General features: G+C 47.2%; 22 protein-coding genes, 2 tRNA genes and 1 pseudogene (1 of these 25 running past the window's edge). 16 read left to right on the forward strand and 9 right to left on the reverse strand.

Annotated elements, in window-relative coordinates:
* Positions 1-48 precede the first annotated feature (48 nt).
* The 3 genes from ACNI23_RS15565 to ACNI23_RS15575 all read right to left on the reverse strand — a co-directional run bounded on the left by ACNI23_RS15565 (position 49) and on the right by ACNI23_RS15575 (position 1134).
* Positions 49-708, reverse strand: coding sequence for a class I SAM-dependent methyltransferase (locus ACNI23_RS15565; RefSeq protein WP_420250061.1), 660 nt, complete (start codon positions 706-708; stop codon positions 49-51).
* Positions 709-856: 148 nt separating this feature from the next.
* A tRNA-Lys gene (locus ACNI23_RS15570) sits at positions 857-932 on the reverse strand.
* A gap of 126 nt (positions 933-1058) precedes the next feature.
* Positions 1059-1134: transfer RNA gene (locus tag ACNI23_RS15575), tRNA-Lys, on the reverse strand.
* A 272-nt stretch (positions 1135-1406) separates the two neighbouring features.
* Between ACNI23_RS15575 and ACNI23_RS15580 the strand changes: the two genes are divergently transcribed.
* From ACNI23_RS15580 to ACNI23_RS15640, 13 genes and pseudogenes are all read left to right on the forward strand, one after another.
* Positions 1407-2672, forward strand: a complete 1266-nt coding sequence (locus tag ACNI23_RS15580; protein WP_420250063.1) for a phenylacetate--CoA ligase family protein — start codon at positions 1407-1409, stop codon at positions 2670-2672.
* A gap of 7 nt (positions 2673-2679) precedes the next feature.
* Positions 2680-3858 (forward strand): ChaN family lipoprotein, encoded by a 1179-nt coding sequence (locus ACNI23_RS15585; RefSeq protein ID WP_420250065.1) that lies wholly within the window; start codon positions 2680-2682, stop codon positions 3856-3858.
* Between the two features lie 20 nt (positions 3859-3878).
* Entirely contained in the window at positions 3879-4703 is an 825-nt protein-coding gene (gene mutM, locus ACNI23_RS15590; RefSeq protein ID WP_420250067.1) for a bifunctional DNA-formamidopyrimidine glycosylase/DNA-(apurinic or apyrimidinic site) lyase, read from the forward strand.
* Positions 4704-4709: 6 nt separating this feature from the next.
* The gene (murJ, locus tag ACNI23_RS15595) at positions 4710-6230 is read left to right on the forward strand and encodes a murein biosynthesis integral membrane protein MurJ (protein ID WP_420250068.1); all 1521 of its coding nucleotides are present in this window, start codon (positions 4710-4712) and stop codon (positions 6228-6230) included.
* A 90-nt stretch (positions 6231-6320) separates the two neighbouring features.
* Complete coding sequence (locus ACNI23_RS15600) at positions 6321-7046, forward strand: tRNA1(Val) (adenine(37)-N6)-methyltransferase (protein WP_420250070.1); 726 nt, start codon at positions 6321-6323, stop codon at positions 7044-7046.
* Positions 7047-7151: 105 nt separating this feature from the next.
* Positions 7152-8492 carry an AAA family ATPase gene (locus tag ACNI23_RS15605; RefSeq protein WP_420250072.1) on the forward strand — a complete coding sequence of 447 codons (1341 nt, stop codon included), beginning with the start codon at positions 7152-7154 and terminating at the stop codon, positions 8490-8492.
* Complete coding sequence (locus ACNI23_RS15610; protein ID WP_420250074.1) at positions 8482-9435, forward strand: metallophosphoesterase; 954 nt, start codon at positions 8482-8484, stop codon at positions 9433-9435. Before ACNI23_RS15605 ends, ACNI23_RS15610 begins: the two co-directional genes overlap by 11 nt.
* Positions 9422-9739 (forward strand): hypothetical protein, encoded by a 318-nt coding sequence (locus ACNI23_RS15615; RefSeq protein WP_420250075.1) that lies wholly within the window; start codon positions 9422-9424, stop codon positions 9737-9739. Before ACNI23_RS15610 ends, ACNI23_RS15615 begins: the two co-directional genes overlap by 14 nt.
* Positions 9740-9756: 17 nt before the next feature.
* Positions 9757-10395 carry an AAA family ATPase gene (locus ACNI23_RS15620; RefSeq protein ID WP_420250077.1) on the forward strand — a complete coding sequence of 213 codons (639 nt, stop codon included), beginning with the start codon at positions 9757-9759 and terminating at the stop codon, positions 10393-10395.
* Positions 10396-10509: 114 nt separating this feature from the next.
* Positions 10510-10764: pseudogene (fliN, locus tag ACNI23_RS15625) on the forward strand (flagellar motor switch protein FliN); the annotation flags it as partial.
* Between the two features lie 152 nt (positions 10765-10916).
* Positions 10917-12509 carry an ArnT family glycosyltransferase gene (locus ACNI23_RS15630; RefSeq protein WP_420250079.1) on the forward strand — a complete coding sequence of 531 codons (1593 nt, stop codon included), beginning with the start codon at positions 10917-10919 and terminating at the stop codon, positions 12507-12509.
* Positions 12510-12773: 264 nt separating this feature from the next.
* Positions 12774-13031, forward strand: coding sequence for a helix-turn-helix domain-containing protein (locus ACNI23_RS15635; protein WP_420250080.1), 258 nt, complete (start codon positions 12774-12776; stop codon positions 13029-13031).
* Between the two features lie 22 nt (positions 13032-13053).
* The gene (locus tag ACNI23_RS15640) at positions 13054-13437 is read left to right on the forward strand and encodes a hypothetical protein (RefSeq protein WP_012765650.1); all 384 of its coding nucleotides are present in this window, start codon (positions 13054-13056) and stop codon (positions 13435-13437) included.
* 102 nt (positions 13438-13539) lie between these two features.
* Here the strand turns inward: ACNI23_RS15640 and ACNI23_RS15645 are convergent, their stop codons facing one another.
* Together ACNI23_RS15645 and ACNI23_RS15650 are read right to left on the reverse strand one after the other, a co-directional pair.
* Positions 13540-14196 carry a DUF2959 domain-containing protein gene (locus tag ACNI23_RS15645; protein ID WP_420250082.1) on the reverse strand — a complete coding sequence of 219 codons (657 nt, stop codon included), beginning with the start codon at positions 14194-14196 and terminating at the stop codon, positions 13540-13542.
* Positions 14197-14327: 131 nt separating this feature from the next.
* Positions 14328-14912: a peptidylprolyl isomerase gene (locus tag ACNI23_RS15650; RefSeq protein ID WP_420250083.1), complete on the reverse strand. Its 585-nt coding sequence runs from the start codon at positions 14910-14912 to the stop codon at positions 14328-14330.
* Positions 14913-15076: 164 nt separating this feature from the next.
* Here ACNI23_RS15650 and ACNI23_RS15655 point away from each other — a divergent pair, with 164 nt between their 5' ends.
* Complete coding sequence (locus ACNI23_RS15655; RefSeq protein WP_420250085.1) at positions 15077-15484, forward strand: bacteriohemerythrin; 408 nt, start codon at positions 15077-15079, stop codon at positions 15482-15484.
* A gap of 71 nt (positions 15485-15555) precedes the next feature.
* Here ACNI23_RS15655 and ACNI23_RS15660 read toward each other — a convergent pair whose 3' ends face one another.
* The 4 genes from ACNI23_RS15660 to ACNI23_RS15675 all read right to left on the reverse strand — a co-directional run bounded on the left by ACNI23_RS15660 (position 15556) and on the right by ACNI23_RS15675 (position 17205).
* On the reverse strand, positions 15556-15906 hold the full coding sequence (locus tag ACNI23_RS15660) for an Hsp20/alpha crystallin family protein (protein ID WP_012765655.1): 351 nt from the start codon (positions 15904-15906) through the stop codon (positions 15556-15558).
* 12 nt (positions 15907-15918) lie between these two features.
* On the reverse strand, positions 15919-16332 hold the full coding sequence (locus ACNI23_RS15665; RefSeq protein WP_420250087.1) for an Hsp20/alpha crystallin family protein: 414 nt from the start codon (positions 16330-16332) through the stop codon (positions 15919-15921).
* 192 nt (positions 16333-16524) lie between these two features.
* A complete protein-coding gene (locus tag ACNI23_RS15670) occupies positions 16525-16956 on the reverse strand; it encodes an FKBP-type peptidyl-prolyl cis-trans isomerase (protein ID WP_420250088.1) in 432 nt (143 codons plus the stop codon).
* Between the two features lie 63 nt (positions 16957-17019).
* Positions 17020-17205 (reverse strand): Trm112 family protein, encoded by a 186-nt coding sequence (locus tag ACNI23_RS15675; RefSeq protein WP_420250090.1) that lies wholly within the window; start codon positions 17203-17205, stop codon positions 17020-17022.
* A gap of 96 nt (positions 17206-17301) precedes the next feature.
* Here ACNI23_RS15675 and ACNI23_RS15680 point away from each other — a divergent pair, with 96 nt between their 5' ends.
* Both ACNI23_RS15680 and ACNI23_RS15685 read left to right on the forward strand, forming a co-directional pair.
* Positions 17302-18159: a PHP domain-containing protein gene (locus ACNI23_RS15680; protein ID WP_420250092.1), complete on the forward strand. Its 858-nt coding sequence runs from the start codon at positions 17302-17304 to the stop codon at positions 18157-18159.
* Positions 18160-18175: 16 nt separating this feature from the next.
* On the forward strand, positions 18176-19311 hold the 5' portion of the coding sequence (locus ACNI23_RS15685; protein ID WP_420250093.1) for a peptidase U32 family protein. The gene runs 145 nt beyond the window's last position; only the first 1136 of its 1281 coding nucleotides appear in the window; it begins with the start codon at positions 18176-18178; its stop codon lies off the right edge, out of view.

Raw genomic sequence — 19311 nt, forward strand, 5'->3', positions numbered from 1 at the left:
AATTTTTAAATTGATACCCTTCTTTATTAGAATGAAATTTATGTCTTATTATTTTGATAGCTTCACAACTACGTTTGCCATTCCTACTTTTTTCAGCATTTGATACCTTGTTTCAGGATTGCTGATTTTTTCAATGGCTTTTTCAATACTGAGGTATAATGGCATGGGAGCTGTGCAGCTTGTATGTCCAAAGAAAGGTTGGACTTTGAAGCCAGCCTTGGTTCCGAGTTCGGAAATGCTGCGGTATGTGGGCAGACCGATGTGTTCCGGGATATGTTGTCGGACGTTGTAAAGGTGCGGAGCGCGGATGTAGAAGATACCGCCTTCTTCCAGCATCTTATACATGGATTTGAGATGGTCTTCCTGCAACTCGTAGGGGAGATGTTCAAACATATCAAAGGAATATGCGATATCAAATTTTTCATCGAGAGGCTTGGTTGCATCAAGGGGCAGGCAGCGGACACAGACATTGTGTCTGTCGGAAAGGGTCTGGGTCTGGCTGACATTTGTTTCCGAAAGATCAGTGGCGGTGACTTCTTTCCCTTTCAGGGCAAAGAAAACAGCGGAAGAACCAAAGCCGCATCCTACTTCCAGAGTTTTTGTCTTTTCATTCTTAAGGATGGCAGTGAATAGGGATTTGACCTTGTTTGGATATTTGCCTTTAAGATAACGGGCAATGTGTTTTTCTTCATTGTTCATGTCCAGCATATGAGGCTCTCAGTATATTTAGTTGGCTGTTAATTAGAACAAAAAACACAATCATGATTTATACAATCCGAGTCAAGACTTTTTGAGTTTTCGCCAGATACAGAAAAAGGGCATTTCATCTTAGATGAAATGCCCTTTTCTTTCAAAATGGTGGGTCGTGCTGGGCTCGAACCAGCGACTCTCTGCTTAAAAGGCAGATACTCTACCAACTGAGTTAACGACCCGTATATTTTAAAGCGCGTCTATCAAGATTATCAAGTTGCTCGAAGCTTGTCAAGAACTTTATTAAACGGGTTTTGATAGACCGCCGTTTTGAAAGATCATTTCCGCTCTCGCGGAATTTGTTCGGGTGGTGGGTCGTGCTGGGCTCGAACCAGCGACTCTCTGCTTAAAAGGCAGATACTCTACCAACTGAGTTAACGACCCTCTCCGTGCGAACGAAGAAGCTTTTATCCAGACAGCATCTTCCTGTCAACCAAAAAAATGAAAAAAGTTTATTTTTTCTGGTTTTAGTGTTAGAATCTTTGCTCTCTAATATACCTCTTGAATTCTTGTTGTTGTGTTTTTTAATTGCATCTACCTGAAATAAAAAGATAAGTTGTAAAAAAGTTGACAAATGTGTTTTGTTTTCCTATATTGGCTAAGCTGAATGGAGTGCCGACACCTATTTGGCAATAAATTATGGAGGAAACCTATAAATGACTCGTAAAGACCGTACCGAAGGCATCTATAGCCGTCGTGAAGTTCTTGATGAAGGTGAAAGACGCCAATATTGCGCCCTGCAGCTTAAAGAACTTTTGACCTATGCCTACCGTTATTCTGAAGACGTCAAAAAACGTTTCGACAGAGCTCAGTTTCAAGTCGATAAGTTCAAAGAACTTTCCGATCTTAAGCATATACCTATATTAAAGAAGAAAGAATTAATCTTCCTGCAGTCCATGGGACCACGTCTCGGCGGATTGCTGACCAAAGACCTCGGCGAACTGCGCCGCATCTTCCTTTCTCCCGGTCCTATCTTCGATCCCGAAGACCGTTCCGATGATTACTGGGGATGGACTGAAGGTTTCTACGCCGCCGGATTCCGTTCCGGTGATGTAGCTCAGGTTACTTTCAACTATCATCTGGCTCCCGCCGGACTTATGTTTGAAGAACCCCTGCGCAATCTTAACTGCGCAGTTGTTCCTGCTGGTCCCGGTTCTACCAACAGCCAGCTTGAAATCATGCAGAAGCTTCGTGTTACCGGTTATGTCGGTACTCCCAGTTATCTGATGCATCTGGCTCAGAAGGCTGAAGAAGCCGGCCTGAACCTGCGTAAAGATCTGTACCTTGAAGTCGCATTTGTTACCGGTGAGAAATTCTCCGAGAAAATGCGTTCCGATCTGGAGAAGAAATTCGACCTGATCATGCGCCAGGGTTACGGAACCGCTGATGTAGGTTGTATCGGTTACGAGTGCTACCACAAGAATGGTCTGCACATCACCAACCGTGCTTTTGTTGAGATCTGCCATCCCGATACCGGTATTCCGCTTAAGGACGGTGAAGTTGGTGAAATCGTAATCACCGCTTTCAACAAGACTTACCCCCTGATCAGACTCGCCACCGGCGACCTAAGCTACATTGACCGCACTCCTTGTCCCTGCGGACGTTCCACACCGCGCCTCGGAAACATCGTAGGCCGCGTGGATACCACTGCACGTATCAAGGGTATGTTCGTCTACCCCCATCAGGTGGAACAGGTCATGGCACACTTCGAAGAAGTCAAACGTTGGCAGATCGAAGTTACCAACCCCGGCGGCATTGATGAAATGATCCTCAACATCGAGGTTTCCAACTTTAAGCGTGAAGATGAGCTGCTGCACATGTTCCGCGAAAAGATCAAGCTGCGCCCAATCCTCAAGGTTCTGACTCCCGGCTCACTGCCTCCGCAGATCAGGCCCATTGAAGATAAGCGTAACTGGGATTAGCCCGGGTATGACTTTTAATACCATCAACAAGTGCGCAAGGGCCGTTCTGGTCCTTTGCGCACTTTTTTTTGTGCTTGGCGGTTGTGTGAAGAAAAACATTCCACCAGAAATGGCGGTTTCTTTCCTGCCTTGTTCCGGGGATTATATTGATCCGGTAGGAGATCCGCTTCCTTTCGATAAGCTCATGGTTGAAGCCTCGAAGGCCGACTACGTGCTCATCGGGGAAGGGCATACCTCCATCTGTGACCACAAGGCTCAGTTTGAGATTCTTGAAGGTTTGACCCGTGGGCACACTAAGGTCGCAATCGGTCTTGAGATGGTAACTGCTCAAAAGCAGGATATTCTGAATCGTTTCAATTTAGGTCAGATTCCGGTAGCGGAACTGCCCAAGGAACTTGATTGGGAGAACGGCTGGCGTTTTGACTTCAATATGTTCAAGCCGATTTTCGAACTGGCGGAAAAGCGCAGGCTGACCGTAGCCGGATTGAACTTCCCTTTTCGTGTGGTCAAAGAGGTTCGCGAGAAAGGTCTTGAAGGGCTTTCCCCGGAAGACAGGGCCATGCTGCCGGAAGAAGTAATCCCCCCCGCGCCTGAACAGGAAGAAGGTTTAAAAGAGATTCTCGCCATGCATCAGGGGCGCGATGCCACCGACTCCAAGCAAATTGAGCGTTTTATTCTTGTCCAATCCCTTTGGGATACGGGAATGGCGGAAAAGGCTGTGCAATTGCGCCGAAGTTCCGGTCATCCGGTAGTGATTCTAGCCGGGGGCGGACATGTTGAGCACGGTTGGGGCATACCCCGCAGGCTGAAAGTACTTGACCCGCAGGCTAAAGTTATGACCATCATGCCTTGGCGTGGTGATGAATTTTATCCCACAGCAGCGGATTCATTCTTTTATTGTCCGCCGGCTTATGAAAGTCGCATGGGCATGACTATTGAAATACGTCAGGGAAGGGCGGTGATCACCGCTGTTAAACGAGACCGTAAGGGCTACAAAAAAGGATTGCGCCCCGGCGACATTATTGCCAAAGCTCAGGGTATTCCCGTAACCAGCCTGACTGCCATGCACATGGCCGGGTCCAAGGCCCACAAGGAAGACAAGCCGTTGGTCTTCACCATTGACCGCCGCGGTGAGTTTTTCGATCTTGATATGGGCATGCTGAACCGCATGAAGAAAGATAAATAAGATATTTCAGGAAGTGTAAAATGCCAGAATTGCCGGAAGTAGAAGTAATATCCCGTGGGCTTGCCAAATCTCTTGAAGGCAAGACAATTGAATCTGTTAAAATTCTCAACCACAGTTCTGTAAAAATGCCGTGGTATCTGTTTTCCTCACGCGTAGCCGGGGAGAAGATTACCCGCATTCATCGTCGCGCCAAGCTGCTGATCATGGATCTTGGCGAAAATTTGCATGTAACTTTTCATCTTAAGATGACCGGACGGGTTCTGGCCCATGATGGCCCAACCACCCCCGAGCCGCACACCCGTATTGTTTTCGGTCTTACCGACGGCGGTTCTATTGAATTTCACGATACCCGCAAGTTCGGTGAAGTACGTGCATTGAACAATGAAGAGCTTCAGGAATGGGATTTCTACAAAAATCTCGGTCCCGAGCCGCTGGAAGTAACTGCCGAAGAGCTTGCGGAACGCATCACCGGACGCAAGGCCCAGATCAAAGGATTGCTGCTCAATCAGTCCATAGTGGCCGGGTGCGGAAATATTTATGCTGACGAATCCTTGTTTCGTTCCGGCATTCATCCCAAGGCAAAGGCATCAGATCTTTCCAATGAATCTCTGGTAAGACTTTTCACTGAATTGCAGGCTGTGCTTAAGCAGGCTATTCAGGAAAACGGCAGTTCTATCCGCGATTACGTGGATGCGGGCGGCGATGCCGGAGGCTTTCAGAACAGCTTTAAAGTTTATGGTAAGAAAGGCGAGCCCTGCCCTGATTGCGGAAAGATTTTTGAAGGAGCTACCGTCGCAGGACGTTCGTCTACTTTTTGCAGCAATTGCCAGAAAATGAAGGATTAGGGGGCGATGACCGCTGAATCCAGTAAAATAGTCCGCAACGCCTCGGTAGTAGCCGGGGCGACTTTGCTTTCAAGGGTCCTTGGCTTTGTCAGGGACCTTATTGTTGCGTTCGCGCTGGGCGCAGGCCTGCCTGCGGATGCTTTTTTTGTGGCTTTTCGTATTCCAAACCTGCTGCGCAGGCTGTTTGGAGAAGGCTCCTTGACCATGGCTTTTGTACCGGTTTTCAGCCGCGTGCGTAAGGAACAGGGGGATGCTGCGGCCTTTGAAATGGCAAGGTCTTCCATGCTTTGGCTGCTGCTCATTCTTGGAGCACTTACCGTGCTGGCAATTGTCGGTGCTAAATACATTGTGCTGCTCATTGCTCCCGGATTTATCGGAAACCCGGAGTTGATGTCTCTTACAGTTGATTTGGTAAGAGTTTGTTTCCCTTATGTAATTTTTATTTGCGGTGTTGCGCTTTGCATGGGCATCCTGAATAGCATGGGTCATTTTCTGGCTCCGGCACTGGCTCCGTGTATGCTCAATGTTGCTTTGATCGGATCGGCACTGATCGGCTATTTTACCGGAAATAGCGTGGCTCTGTTCATGGCTTGGGGTGTGCTCATCGGCGGAGTGCTGCAATGGATGCTGCAACAGCCTTATCTTAAGCGTATCGGGCTGTATTGGCGCGGCAAGGCGGAGCTTGATAATCCCGGTGTAAAACGCATGGGGAAACTCATGCTGCCTACCGTTCTGGGAGCGGCTGTCTATCAGATCAACGTTGTGTTGGGGACTTTGCTGGCTTCGTTTCTTCCTGTGGGATCGGTTTCATATCTATATTATGCAGATCGACTTGTGCAGTTTCCTCTGGGTGTTTTCGGTATAGCTGTAGGTACAGCGGCCCTGCCCAGTCTGGCAAAGCTGTATGTGGAAGGGCAGCATGATGATTTCGCCAAGACCCTCAAGCAGAGTGTCGGCTTGATCCTGTTTATTTCCCTGCCTGCAATGGCTGGTTTGGTCTCCCTTGCCGAGCCTCTTATCGGTTTACTTTTTCAGCGCGGGGCCTTTGATGCACAGGCGGTGACAGCGACTTCGCAGGCGCTTATGGCTTATGGAATCGGCCTTCCGTTTATTGCCATGTCCCGTCCGCTGGTTTCTGCATTTTACGCGCAGGAAGATACTCGTACTCCGGTTAAGGTCGCCATCTTGTGTTTGCTGGTTAACGTCGGCGCAGGTTATTTGCTCATGCAGCATATCGCCCATGTGGGGCTGGCTTTGGCGGTGTCGCTTTCCTCCATGCTTAACTGCCTGCTGCTTTCCATTATTATGGGCCGCAGGACCGGACTTTTCCCGATGCCGTTTGGGAGTGTGGCAAAGAGTGTGTTGCTCAGTGCATTGATAGGTGCAGGGGCATGGTACAGTGCCGGGTATGATATTATATGGTTCGCACTTATCCCGGTTTGGATGGTAGTTTATGGAATTGGTTCGCTGCTGCTCAAGTCAGATGATGCCCGCATGTTGGTTGGAACATTGCGAAGAAAGATTTGATGCGCCTCGCGTTTTTTGATGGATTGATTTTGCCTCCGGCGGCGCTTTCAGCGGGTCCAAAGAAACTTTTATTAGTTTTGGTTTGTTCTTATGCCTCAAATTTCCAGAGAATATTTTCCGCGCGGGTTAGTTCAGCCTGAAACAGGTTTCAGATTTTCCACTGATTCATTATTGATCAGCAGTTTCGTGTCTGTTCCTAGTCGGGCTCGTGTGCTTGATCTTGGAACTGGCAGCGGAGTTATTCCGCTGGGCATTATGCTGCGTCATCCGGATAAAGGGCTTACCATCACCGGGCTGGAAATTAATCCTGATATGGTTGCGGCTGCGGAAGAGAATGTGCAGCGTCTGGGCTTTGCCGAGGAAATCGGTATTGTGCAGGGCAATGTTTGTACACCGGATTTTGCGCCAGCCGGGAGTTATGATCTGGTGGTTTCCAATCCGCCGTACCGTAGCGAGGGCAGGGGGAAAGCCTGCCCCGACGATGATCGTAACAAGGCCCGCTTCGAGGTTGATTGCGATCTTGATGCATTTGTTGCTACGGCTTCACGCATGGTCCGTAACCGGGGGCGGGTCTGCTTTGTTTTTCTCGCAGAACGGCTGACCGAACTGATGGATTCCTTCACCCGTCACAAGCTGGAACCCAAGCGCATGAAATTTATTCACGGGCGTATAGATTCCCCATCAAAAGTAGTGATGCTGGAAGCTGTAAAGGGCGGCAAACCGGGATTGATCATGGAACCGCCGGTAATTTTATTTAAGAAGGATAATTCCTTAACCCCATCTTCAATTGAATACTGCCCATTTATTGCAAAGTAGATGATCGACAGGTAATGAATTACCAGAACAAATTTCAAAGGCTGCTCTTAGTTGACAGAGCGAAGCCTATTAAAAGTTTTCCCCCTCTGGTCGCCGAAGGCATAAATGATCAAAAAAATCTTATTAAAAAATTTCTTGGCCCATGCGGAAACCGAGATTGAACTCGGTCCGGGCATGACCGTGCTGACAGGTCCCAACAACAGCGGTAAATCTTCCATTGTTGAGGCTTTGCGCTGTATTGCTACTAATCCGCTGCCGAAACATTTTATTCGCCATGGTGCCAAGCAGGCCCGTGTTGAATTGGAAATGGATGACGGCGTTCGTGTTGCATGGATTCGTAAAAAGGCTACTGCGTGGTACGAAGTATTGCGCCCCGGTGAAGATGAATGGGAAGTTTACGCCAAGTTCGGGCGTAATACCCCGGAAGATATTTTGAATATTCTGCGTCTTAATCAGGTTCCGCTGGAAGGCGGCAAATCGCTGGATGTTCATATCGGCAACCAGCGTAATCCTATTTTTCTGCTTGATCAGCCTTCGTCTGTTGCTGCCCAGTTTTTTGCTTCGTCTTCGGAAGCCTCACATTTGCTTGCTATGCAGACCGAACTTAAAAACCGTGTCCGCGCTGCCAAGCGGGAGAAAAGTTTCCAGCAGCAGAAACTAGATGAAATACGCACTGAGCTTGATGAATTACAAACCCTTCCTGATGTAAATCTGGAACTTGAAACCGCCCGTGAACTGAAAGGGCGGATGGATGTTCTGGATAATGAAATCCCGGCGGTAGAAAAATATTTGCAGCGTAAGGGCGAGCTTGAAAATTATAAAGCCAGCCTCTGCGCGCGGGAAAAAGAATTGTCGGAATTGCAGGAAGCACCCGAACTTTTCCCTTCAGCACCTTTGGAGCGTGTTGTTTCAGGCATGGAACGTTTGCGTATTCATGGTCAGGCTCTCAAAGAAAGCTCCAAATCTCTTGCCGGATTACAAGTACCTCCCGAACTTTTCCCGGTACAGCGTCTGGAAGCGGAGCTTGTGCGGCAAAATCAACTTACTTCTGCAGAAGAAAAACAGAAGGCACTACGTAAGGTGCTGGAACCGCTAGCATCTCCTCCTCTGCTGGAAGATGTTACTGCTCTTTCCGCAACTATCCGCAATGTGGCCGGCATCTCTTCGGTAAAAGATGAGATTCTCCGCCGCACTGCCGTGTTGGCTCCGTTGAATGACCCGCCGGAACTTCATGACTTCTCGGGTGTTATGCAGGTTATGAACAATCTTTCCGCTTTACGTAAAGCACAGACAGACGCACAGGACCGTTTGACCGAACTTGAAAAGTCCGAAGCTGACCTTAAGCAGAAAATTGAAGCCCGTCTGGCTGAAATCGGGAATTGTCCACTCTGCGGCGGTGATCTTGATGCGCAAAAGTTGATCGGGGAGGAAAGTAATGAGTCTTGAGAAAGTAAAAGCTAACGGGCTTTTCCTTATCGGAGATCCTCATATTGCCTCCACCCCTCCGGGCCAGCGTCTGGGAGATTTTGCTGCGGATGTGTTGGATAAATTGGAAGCTTGTTTTGAGCGGGCTGCTGAATTGGACATGGTCCCGTTAATTTTAGGTGATCTTTTCCATTGGCCGCGCGATAACGGCAATTCATTGCTGGTGGATATGATTGGGCTGTTCGGTAAGTATAAGCCGTTTGTGCTGGTGGGTAACCATGACAAATATCAGGCCCGTTTCACTCCGGATGTTTCCATGGCTGTGCTTGATGCCGCCGGGGTAATTAACTTAATCAGCGAACAGGGTCCTGCCTTTGAGCTTGAGACACCGCAAGGGCTGGTGCTGATTGGTGCGTCCCCGGATTCTACACCCATTCCCAAGGAACTTGATCGTGAGGATGGGAAGTATATTAAAGTAGTATGGGTGACTCATCATAATATTTCTTTTCCCGAATGTGAGAAAAAACAGCACGCTATTAAAGAAAAAACGGGCATAGACTGGATAATCAACGGACATATTCATCGCCCGCGTGAATCCATCACCAAGGGAATGACCACTTGGGCCAATCCCGGCAATATTACCCGGTTGGTGTTTTCCCGGCTTGCCCTTGAGCGTAAACCGCAGGCTGGAATCTGGACCCCGGATTGTGATGATCTTGAGAAATGGGAGATTCCGCATCGTGATTTTTATGATGTTTTTCCTAATCAGGAATTTTTGCCCGAGGCCGAAGATGCGGCAGCAGCTGAATCAAAATTTTTACAGGGCCTTGAGCGTCTGGCATGGAAACGGACCCATGAAGGCGAGGGGCTTAAGCAGTTTTTAACAGATAATATCGACCCGGAAGAGCCGGAAAGTACTCTCATCTGGGAATTATATACGGAGGTTACCGATGGCAATGGGTAATGGAATGAATAACGGTGCAAATCAGCCTGTAAATGGACTTGAGCAGGAACTTAATCTGCTCAAAGATCAGCATAAATGGTTGCATGACAAGAAAATACGTACTGAGCAGGAGCTTGCAAGCACCACCACCCAGCTTGCCGCGCTGGAAGAAGAATCCAAGGCTCAATACGGTACCAGCGATCCGCAGGAGTTGAGCAAGCTTTTGGAAGAAAAAAAAGCGGAAAACGCACGATTGGTTAGCGAGTATCGTGCTCACATCATGTCGATTAAAGAAGGCTTGGATAATCTGGAAGGCAATAATTAATGCCGCCGGAGGCCTATATGGAACAGTCTGAAATTACGCTAGAATCCTTAGAACGCCGTGCCGATCGTTTGAGCGCGAAGGCTTTATCACGCATGGATGACTGGATGTCTTTGCGTGAAGAGGGGCGCAAGGTTGATGAATTTCTGGAACTTGCTCCGGGCGCGGCTGATCGGCTGGAAGAGCTTTCCACCGCTTTGTTCGGTGAACTTTTAAGCGAACTTGAGACCAACCTGACTCATGCCATCCGTGAAATTCTCGGGCAGGATCGTGAAGTTAAGGCTGTAGCTTCCATCCGTGATAAAAAGCTGCAGGTTGATTTCCAGATTTTAAATCAGGGCGGCGAAGAAGATATCATGGTCGGGCAGGGCGGCTCGGTTTGCAATATCTTATCTGTGGGATTGCGGCTTATTGCTTTGTCGCGACTAAATCCCGAAGCGCATAGGCCGTTTCTGGTGCTGGATGAGCAGGATTGCTGGCTGCGTCCTGACCTTGTGCCCGGATTCATGGAATTGATTAGAACCATTGCTGAGAGGCTGGGCTTTCAGGTGCTCGTTATCAGTCATCATCCTTTGGATTTATTTTCCGAAAGCGCGGATGCAATTCTGGCTTTGCAACCACAGAAAGAAGGTGGTCCGTCTGTGGAAAGGGTTAAGTAAGGGGCTGAAATTAAAGAACTGGTCTTTTGCTGGTTGTTTGCGGATTTTTGCTGTATCCTGCCTTCAGTTAATCAAGTTTTTTAGCGGAGTTTATATAAAATGGCTGAGCAAAGTCTGAAACGCATTCTGGATATCCCCCTTGAAGTTAAAGTTGAAATGGGACGGACCAAGCTTTTGGTCAACGAGATTATCCAGTTCGGTCAGGGTACGGTTATCGAGTTGCATAAACTGGCCGGAGAACCGCTGGATATGTACGTGGAAGGCCGTTTGGTTGCGCGTGGTGAGCTTGTTGTAATCAATGAGAATTTTGGATTCAGGGTTACCGAGATAATCAAGCCCGAGGACAGGATTAAGAAGCTGGGACTTTAACCGGAGCCAGACTCAGTCCGGGAAAAGTTTTTTGGAATGCTCCGCCCCCTGCTAACGGGGGCTTTGTTTTTGGTTTTATCTGCCGTAAAACGGGCTGTTGTTTTCTTATGCAGCCTCGGATAAGTAGTTTCCTCGCAAGGAGGTCACATTAAGTGTCATCATTAAATGATTCGTTTAAAAGTAAGCCCGTAATCTGGGCTGTTGCCATAATTTTTATCAGTACTTTTGCCCGCCTCTGGTTTCTAGGAACAGGGCAGCTCAACCTTGTGCAGGATGAATCTCAATATTGGGATTGGACCCGGCACATGCAGCTTACCTATTATTCCAAAGGGCCGCTCATTGCTTGGATTATCAAGCTTTGGACTTCTGTTTTCGGTAATACTGAATTCGGAGTCCGCTTTGGATCGGTGGTTGGATCGTTTTTAACTCAGATTGTGCTTTTCTGGGGCGTTGCCCGTATGTGGAAAAGACCTGTCGCTGCGGTCTGGACCCTGATTATCTATAATTCCATGCCTGTTTATCTGGCTCTTGGAATTCTGATGACCACGGACAATCCATTTATTCTATGCTGGAGTTGCGCTCTTTTCGCTTTGTACAAAGCATCCATCCCGCATCCTCCGGGGCTGGACCGTGATTCCAATGAATCGCAGACCAAACCCTTTTTTCTGATCAGTATTTTCTTTGGGATAGGAATTCTGGCTAAGTACACCATGCTTGGCTTTGCCGGGCTTTCGGTAATGTACGGACTTTTGCTCATGCGCAGGGAACGGTTGCCGCGGGGATTCTGGCGCAAGCTGTTCCTGTCGCTTACAGGCGGTGTTTTCCTTGGTTTTCTGCCGACCCTGATCTGGAACATGCAGAATAATTTTGTGGGTTATAAACACGTTCTGCATTTGGTTGGTGCTTCTGGGAACAAGGCTTCCCACCTGTTGCGTTTTGATCGCTTTCTGCCGTTTTTGGGTGAGCAGGTCGGTATGGCTACCCCATGGTGGCTGGTTTTCATGTTTATCGGTGGATTTGCAGCTTTAGCCTTTGTTCTTACAGGCAAAGGTCGTAACCTTATGAATTTGAATCACAGGCAAAGTGCACTGCTCTCTGTGTTTTTTCTACCTGTCTGGATTTTCTTTTTCCTCTGGAGTTTTCATGCCAAGGTGCTCGGCAACTGGGCAGTCATATCATATGTCAGCGGAGTGATGATTGCCGGTTTTGCTTTTGAAAGTTTCTGGGGCCGTAAAGGACGTTTTCGCTCTTTGTGGATGTCTTTGAGTCTCGTGATTTTTGTAGTTCTCCATTTCCAGAACCTTGTTCCCTTGCCGGATCATCTCAACCCCACGCATCGTCTCAAAGGCTGGACTGACCTCGGTCAGCAGGTGGTGGAGCTGGAAAGAACGCAGTTCAAGGACCCCTCTAAAGTTTTTGTCATGAGTGATGAGTATGATATGACTGCGGCTCTGGCTTTTTATGTGCCGGGGCAGCCTCGTACTTATTGCGCATGGATTGACCGGCGTATGAATCAGTATGACCTTTGGCCCGGTCCTGTGGATAAGATCGGCTGGGATTGCGTATATGTTATTAAAAAATTTAACAGCAATTCCAATGAAGAAATGAAGAAGATGTTTAAACGAGTCAGTTCACCCATCTTTATTCAGACCACTTTCCGCGGGAAACCGTCCAGAAAGTTTACCGTCTATCTCTGCTATGACTATAACGGATATTGGCCGCGTGATCCTCGTTTGAGATTCTAGGCTATCTCCAGCAAGATGTAATTAAGCCCTTTCGGTTCTGCCGAAAGGGCTTTTTTTTACTTTTTTTTAAAAAAATAAGAAATTTATTTTGAATGTTTGATTGCAGATGGTTTTCAGTGGAGAGTGCTTTTTGGGTTATTTCCTTTGTAATTTCGGTTGATTTAATGCTTGTTGGAGTATTGTCGCAGAAATAAAGAGACAGGAATGCATTTCTTTGACATTTTTTGACAAATAATGTCATAACGTCTACATCGTAGTGTAATTTTGAAAAATCAGGACAAGGCTTTGACTCCATCGCCTACGCTATACACGGTACGTGAGATTGCCGACACGCTGAGAATCCATCCTAGAACAGCCTACAGGTTGGTTCAGGAGGGGAAGATCCGCGGTATAAAGGTTGGCAGCCAGTGGCGTGTACCGGAAAGTTCCCTGCTGGAATATATTGAGTCCGGTTTGCAGGCGGCTCCCAAGAAAGGGAAGGATGACAAGAAAGGTTCTGAGCAACTGAAACTGCCCATTTGAGAAACATCGGTGGACAAGGATCATGAAAAAGTCAGCTGCCCTTAAAAGGGTGACTCTGGAAAATGATTTTGGTGGCCAGATTTCCTTCGTCGGAAAACTTGAAAATGAATCCCTCAACTACAACGAGGACAGCGGGGAGCTGGTATCTGAAAAGATTTACAGTACCGAGAAGGGGCGCACAGGCTATTCCATTGCAACCAGAAATGGTGAGGAGCGAGACAAAAGGGCTTATCTGATGGAAGATCAGGGTAAAACCTGTATTGTATCCAACGGTTCCATTCTGCTGGGACTTGATACAGATGTAATGCTTACCTTCTGCGCTCAGGCTCTGGCTGAGCAGGCTGCGACCAAATCTGAAGACGAACTGGAATTTGTAAAAAAACAGCTGCAGGTAGTTAACGGTTAAACCGTTTTCGCAGCATTCGATTAACAAGCGCGAAAAGAAATCCCCGGAGTAAGGTTACTCCGGGGATTTTTTGTTTTTAAGTTCAATGACAGTTTGTCATTCTTAATTCTTTTTCAATTCCTTGATAAAAGCGTCAGCTTCATCGATTGAACGCTGCATTTCCTTGATCAGCCTGCCGATGTCAGCTTCAAGGGTGTTCAGTTCAGATTTGAGTGAGGCAATGGCCTGAGCATTCAGGTTATGTTTCAGGTAGAGCACCTGATCCCGGAAAACATTGAGCACAGGGTCAATTTTCTTTTCAGCCTTGCGCATGGCGGAGAGCAACCGCTTGAATTTACTTTTGGTCTTGGAAAGTTTTACCCGGCTTTCGTTGCGGAGCTTTCTGCTGGTGTACTGGTCAAGCTCAGCATTCCATTCGTCAAAAAGATCGTTTCCAACTTCTTCAACCGCATCAATTCTTTTGCGTACTTCCAGTGCGGCTGCTTCGCTGTTCTCATATTCATCGTTGAGGCGTTCGTAGGTTTCCTGAAGATCGCCGCCGTGGAATCCGGTCAGGGCACTGAATTTTTCGAGCGCGCTTTTAAACTGTTCGCTGGCCTCTTCCTGTGATTCCCGAGCCTTTTCGACGTTGGAAACAAGGATGTCTCGTTTGTGGTAGCCGAAGCTTTCCATGGTTTTGTAGTAAGCGGACTGACATCCGGCCAGTCCGAGTGTCAGGGCAATTATGAGTGAAAGGGCGATTTTATTCTTCAGGTTCATGGAATTTCCTCCGGGAATATTTTTAGAAGCTTATAGTATTCACTTACATAAAAGTTCGAAGTTGGGTTGTCAAAAAAAATACCCTGCCACATGGTGACAGGGTATTATAAATGATTAAACTTAACATCTGATTATTGCTTAAGCTCTTCAGCCTTGATGATAGTGATTGGTTTCACCGGGACATCGCTGAAATGTCCCTTGCGGAAGGTTACGGTCTTGGCTATTTTGTCGACAACCTTCTTGCCGCCGATGACTTTACCGAAAACAGCGTAGCCCCAGCCGGAGCCTGATTCTGACTTGAAGTTGAGGAAACTGTTGTCCTTAACATTAATAAAGAACTGGTCTGTGGCTGAGTGGGGATCATTGGTGCGGGCCATGGCAATGGTATATTTGTCATTGTAAAGGCCGTTACGGGCTTCGTTTTCAATGGGAGCGTGGGTGGGCTTCTGTTTCATGTTTTTGTCGAAGTTGCCGCCCTGAATCATGAAGCCGTCAATTACGCGGTGAAAGATGGTTCCGCTGTAGTGTCCTTCATTTACGTAGCGCAGGAAGTTTTCCACAGTAATGGGAGCCTTGGCTTTGTCGAGTTCGAGCACTATGTTACCCATGCTGGTCTGCAGTTTAACGAAAACTTTAGAGCCTGCTGCGTTAGCGGTTCCTGCGAAAAGGGCCGCACAGAAAAGAGCACTGACCAACAATATCTTGAAAAATTTCATTTTTAATTTCCTCCTTAAATAGGGTTTATAGCGGTTTACCAGAAACGCTCTTTGCGGGCAAACTTGATATGGCAGTAATATATGTTTACTGGCCTCGTACATTTATGTTGAGAGAATGTCAGAAATCAATGTCTTTTAAAAATAATACGTGAATAGGAGTTAGGATGCCGATTTTAGAATGGAATGATGATTACTCGGTCGGGGTAAGCATCATAGATACAGAGCATAAACAGCTAGTAGGTATGATTAACAAAGCTTACGACTCGGTTAAAAATATGGAAGAGGAGAAGGTCCTCAAGATTTTAGTTAAAGATATGTGCGATTATGCGGTAAGCCATTTTTCCACTGAAGAAAGGTTTATGGAGAAATATGGTTATCCTGATTATGAAGAGCATGAAAAAATGCATCATGACTTTACTACGAAGGCTGAGGCTCTTGATCTGCTTGTAAAATCCGGAAACCCTGTCGAGCCGGTTAAGGTCTTTAAGTATCTTGCCGACTGGTTGCGGAACCATATTATGAAAACAGACAAGGACTTTGGCAGATTTTTGAACGAGAAAGGCGTGGAGTAAATTTAAATGGAAAAGGCTCCCCGTGGTAGAGGGAGCCTTTCTCGAGGGGGGTGAAGGAGTGAGGTCTTCTTTTATTCGTTGGTAATTTGTATCTTGCGGGGCTGAACTTCCGGCATCTTGGGCAGGAATAGTTCCAGCACACCGTTTTTCAGGTTGGCTTTAATGTTCTCTCGATCAACAACATCCGCGATGGTAAATCTTCGGGTGTATTCGCCTTCGCAGAATTCCTGATCAATGAATTTTTCATCTTCGCCCAGTGCAGTAGCAGCCTTACCGGAGACAATGAGTGTGTTTTCATCAAGGTCTATTTCAAGGGCTTCTTTACTTACGCCGGGCAGGTCAACATACATGTAAAAGCCCTGTTCACTTTCAACAATGTCTGTTGCGGGACTGAATTTTTCCATATTTTTTTCAGTAGTCATATTAATCCTCCCTTACTCAACAGTAATTCCGACTTTTCTGGGAACGGAAGCTTCAGTTTTTGGAAGAGTAATATTAAGTATTCCGTCTTTGGTTGATGCAGTGATTCTGTCTACATCTACAGTAGTGTTGATGGATACAATTCTTTGGAATACTCCAGACGGTCTTTCCTGACGAAAGTATCTTCCTTCAGGAAGTTTTCTCTCTCCCTTAAGGACAAGATTCTTATCTGTGACCGTAATCTCCATATCTTCAATGGAAATTCCAGGTACTTCCGCACGAATATATATGTTGTTTTCATCCTCTACGATATTCAACGGAGGATATGATACTTTTCTCCGTCTATGGTGATGAGGATTAAAGACGTCGTTGAATATTTTATCAAATTCATACGGAAAGTTATAGAATGAACCAAAGTCGATAACCATAAATAACCTCCTGTTTTCTTCGTCTGCATTACAAATATGCATTCGGTTTAGGTTGTCAACGTTGGAACAATAATATTTTACAGGATAAATGAAGATTTTATATGTAAGTTGTCGACATAAAAGAAAAATCCCCGCAGAAAGATTCCTACGGGGATTTAATTCTTCTCAATTGGGCTCTAAACCCATGAAAAATTAAGACATGATTTCAAGCAGTTCAATCTCGAAAACCATGGTCTGACCGGCGAGAGGGTGGTTGCCGTCGAGGACAACTTTCTCATCGGATACGGATTTAATTGTTACGTTGGTAACACCCTGGTCGGTGTTAACCTGGAGCATCATGCCCACTTCGGGGTTGATTTCAGGCGGAATCTGGTTGCGGTCTACTTCGAAGGTGTGTTCCTCGTGGTAGGGGCCGTAGCCTTCTTCGGGGCTGATGGTAGCTTTTACCTTTTCACCAACGGAAAGGCCTTTGACAGCGTCTTCAAAACCCTTGATCAGCATACCCTGACCGAGAACGATCTCAAGAGGTTCGTCTCTTTTGTAAGAGGAATCAAATTCGGTACCGTCTTCGAGGGAGCCGGCATAGTGGACGCGGATTTTGTCGCCGTCTTTGGCTTGGGACATGGAAACTCCTTGTGGTGTCGCGGTTAGCCAATAAGGCTGTTCCCGCATTGTTTAGAATTGTACTTATTTATTTTCCCACTGGTCAGCGGGAACGGCTTCATCAACGAGCATAATCGGGATTTCGTCTTTGACCGGATAGATAACATTACAGGCATCACATTTGAGCCCTGTTTCACCGGGAAGAAGCTCCAGCTCGCTTTTGCATTTAGGGCAGACGAGTATGTCGACCAGTTCTTTATTCAGAGTCATAAAGGTACTCCTTGCACATTGTTTGATCCCTACCCTATAACTATAGAAAAAGAATTCCTCAACCCCGCATTTTCTGCGCTACTACCGGAGATTATTATGTCTGCCATTGATCTGCATACCCACTCCACCGCTTCAGACGGAACATTTACTCCCAAAGAACTTGTTAAGGCTGCAAAAGAAGCCGGACTCACCGCTATTGCTCTTACCGACCATGATACTATGGAAGGATTGCCCGAAGCCCTTGAAACCGGGGTGAAAACCGGAGTTGAAGTTGTGCCCGGCTGTGAATTAAGTGTTGAGAGCAAAGTAGGAGTTTTGCATATTGTCGGACTTTGGGTGGACCCGTATTCTGAGCGTTTGAAGCGTGTTTTTGATGAAGTCCGCGCCAGGAGAATCGAGCGCAATGAAGCAGTAGTAGCTAAGTTGCAAAAACTCGGCTTTGACATCTCTATGGAAGAGGTGCAGGGTCAGGCCGCCGGAACCCTCGGCAGGCCGCATATGGCCCGGGTCATGCTCCAGAAGGGGTATGTGCATAATTTTGATGAAGCTTTTGATAGTTATCTGGGTAAAAAAGGTAAGGCCTATTATCCCAAGAACAATATTTCAGCTGAAGAAGCCTTCAACCTGCTGCGTTCAACTGACGCTACAGCTATTCTTGCCCATCCATTTCTGCTCAGTTCTGATGAGGAAGAATTGGATCGTGAAGTAGGGCGTTTAAAAGAAATGGGATTGCAGGGAATCGAAGTTTATTACAGTTCGCACTCCATTGAAATGACCGGGATAGTCAAAGGTCTGGCCCGCAAGTATGATTTGCTTCCCAGCGGAGGGTCTGATTTTCACGGTTCTGTAAAGCCGGATATCAAGCTCGGTAAAGGTACTGGAAATCTTTTTGTACATCACAGCGTACTTGACGGGATAAAGGCCTTCAGGCAGTCCAGAGGACTCAAAATTTAACACTATTAATCTTACTATGAATACATCTACAGAAAATAAAACAGACAATCCTGATATCGCCCGTCCGATCCTTGGTGAAATGCCGGAACTTCTTTGTCCTGCCGGTAATATGGAAAAACTCGAAACCGCTGTGACTTATGGTGCAGATGCGGTTTATCTTGGAGCAGGGGATTTGAACCTGCGTTCCGCCGGGGCGGGGTTTAAGTGGGAGGAGCTTCCCGCGGCCTTTGAGCTCTGCCGTAATAACAATGTGCAGGTTTATTTTTGCGTTAATGCCTATCCTAAAGAAAAAGACCTCGCCAAGGTCCGAGCTGATCTTGAAAAGCTGGCTGAATGCCCACCGGACGGACTTATTATTGCCGACCCCGGAGTGCTCATGCTGGCAGCAGAGGTCCTGCCTGACATTCCGGTGCATATCAGCACTCAGGCTAATACCGGAAACAGCGAAGCCGCAAAATTCTGGCAGAAGTTCGGAGCTTCAAGGGTTAACCTTGCGCGTGAGCTTTCCGCTGCTGATGTAACTGACATTGCCGGGAAATGTCCTGAAATGGAGTTGGAAATGTTTGTGCACGGGGCCATGTGCATGGCTATTTCAGGGCGTTGTTTTCTGAGTGCATGGCTTAATGACCGTTCTGCAAATATGGGCCGCTGCACCCATCCCTGCCGTTTTGAATACAAGGCTACAGGAATGCGGGTGGAGGAGAAGACCCGTCCCGGTCAGGATGTTTGGGAAGCGGTTGAACATGACGGTTATACAGAATTTTTTGCAGCGGAAGATCTCTGCCTTGTGCATTATGTGCGCATGCTGGCCAAGCTGGGGATCGCATCCTTGAAGATCGAAGGGAGGACCAAGAGTTCTTCCTATCTTGCGCAGGTAGTGGATGTATACCGCACGGTCATAGATAAGGCCAAGGCGGGCGGTTCACTGCCCGGAAATGCCTTGGACGAATTGACCAACGCCGCAACCCGTCCTTTGACAACTGCTTTTTTTAAGAAATCCGGTCCCAGCACCATTGCTCTGCCTCCCTCCCAGGAAGAGCGCAAGCCTGTTGTGGGGCGTGTGTTGGAGCAACGTGAAGATGGAAGCTGGCTCATCTCAGTAAAAGCCCGTTGGGAAAATGATTGTGATGTGAATATTCTTGTTCCCGGTTT

It is taken from the genome of Maridesulfovibrio pacificus (SeqCode), from assembly GCF_048612815.1.
Taxonomy (GTDB): domain Bacteria; phylum Desulfobacterota; class Desulfovibrionia; order Desulfovibrionales; family Desulfovibrionaceae; genus Maridesulfovibrio; species Maridesulfovibrio pacificus.

What these genes read in the sequence shown, in the direction of transcription:
- ACNI23_RS15565 (WP_420250061.1), bottom strand. Translation starts at nt 708, where the DNA reads ATGCTGGACATGAACAATGAAGAAAAACACATTGCCCGTTATCTTAAA.
- ACNI23_RS15580 (WP_420250063.1), top strand. Translation starts at nt 1,407, where the DNA reads ATGACTCGTAAAGACCGTACCGAAGGCATCTATAGCCGTCGTGAAGTT.
- ACNI23_RS15585 (WP_420250065.1), top strand. Translation starts at nt 2,680, where the DNA reads ATGACTTTTAATACCATCAACAAGTGCGCAAGGGCCGTTCTGGTCCTT.
- mutM (WP_420250067.1), top strand. Translation starts at nt 3,879, where the DNA reads ATGCCAGAATTGCCGGAAGTAGAAGTAATATCCCGTGGGCTTGCCAAA.
- murJ (WP_420250068.1), top strand. Translation starts at nt 4,710, where the DNA reads ATGACCGCTGAATCCAGTAAAATAGTCCGCAACGCCTCGGTAGTAGCC.
- ACNI23_RS15600 (WP_420250070.1), top strand. Translation starts at nt 6,321, where the DNA reads ATGCCTCAAATTTCCAGAGAATATTTTCCGCGCGGGTTAGTTCAGCCT.
- ACNI23_RS15605 (WP_420250072.1), top strand. Translation starts at nt 7,152, where the DNA reads ATGATCAAAAAAATCTTATTAAAAAATTTCTTGGCCCATGCGGAAACC.
- ACNI23_RS15610 (WP_420250074.1), top strand. Translation starts at nt 8,482, where the DNA reads ATGAGTCTTGAGAAAGTAAAAGCTAACGGGCTTTTCCTTATCGGAGAT.
- ACNI23_RS15615 (WP_420250075.1), top strand. Translation starts at nt 9,422, where the DNA reads ATGGCAATGGGTAATGGAATGAATAACGGTGCAAATCAGCCTGTAAAT.
- ACNI23_RS15620 (WP_420250077.1), top strand. Translation starts at nt 9,757, where the DNA reads ATGGAACAGTCTGAAATTACGCTAGAATCCTTAGAACGCCGTGCCGAT.
- ACNI23_RS15640 (WP_012765650.1), top strand. Translation starts at nt 13,054, where the DNA reads ATGAAAAAGTCAGCTGCCCTTAAAAGGGTGACTCTGGAAAATGATTTT.
- ACNI23_RS15645 (WP_420250082.1), bottom strand. Translation starts at nt 14,196, where the DNA reads ATGAACCTGAAGAATAAAATCGCCCTTTCACTCATAATTGCCCTGACA.
- ACNI23_RS15650 (WP_420250083.1), bottom strand. Translation starts at nt 14,912, where the DNA reads ATGAAATTTTTCAAGATATTGTTGGTCAGTGCTCTTTTCTGTGCGGCC.
- ACNI23_RS15655 (WP_420250085.1), top strand. Translation starts at nt 15,077, where the DNA reads ATGCCGATTTTAGAATGGAATGATGATTACTCGGTCGGGGTAAGCATC.
- ACNI23_RS15660 (WP_012765655.1), bottom strand. Translation starts at nt 15,906, where the DNA reads ATGACTACTGAAAAAAATATGGAAAAATTCAGTCCCGCAACAGACATT.
- ACNI23_RS15665 (WP_420250087.1), bottom strand. Translation starts at nt 16,332, where the DNA reads ATGGTTATCGACTTTGGTTCATTCTATAACTTTCCGTATGAATTTGAT.
- ACNI23_RS15670 (WP_420250088.1), bottom strand. Translation starts at nt 16,956, where the DNA reads ATGTCCCAAGCCAAAGACGGCGACAAAATCCGCGTCCACTATGCCGGC.
- ACNI23_RS15675 (WP_420250090.1), bottom strand. Translation starts at nt 17,205, where the DNA reads ATGACTCTGAATAAAGAACTGGTCGACATACTCGTCTGCCCTAAATGC.
- ACNI23_RS15680 (WP_420250092.1), top strand. Translation starts at nt 17,302, where the DNA reads ATGTCTGCCATTGATCTGCATACCCACTCCACCGCTTCAGACGGAACA.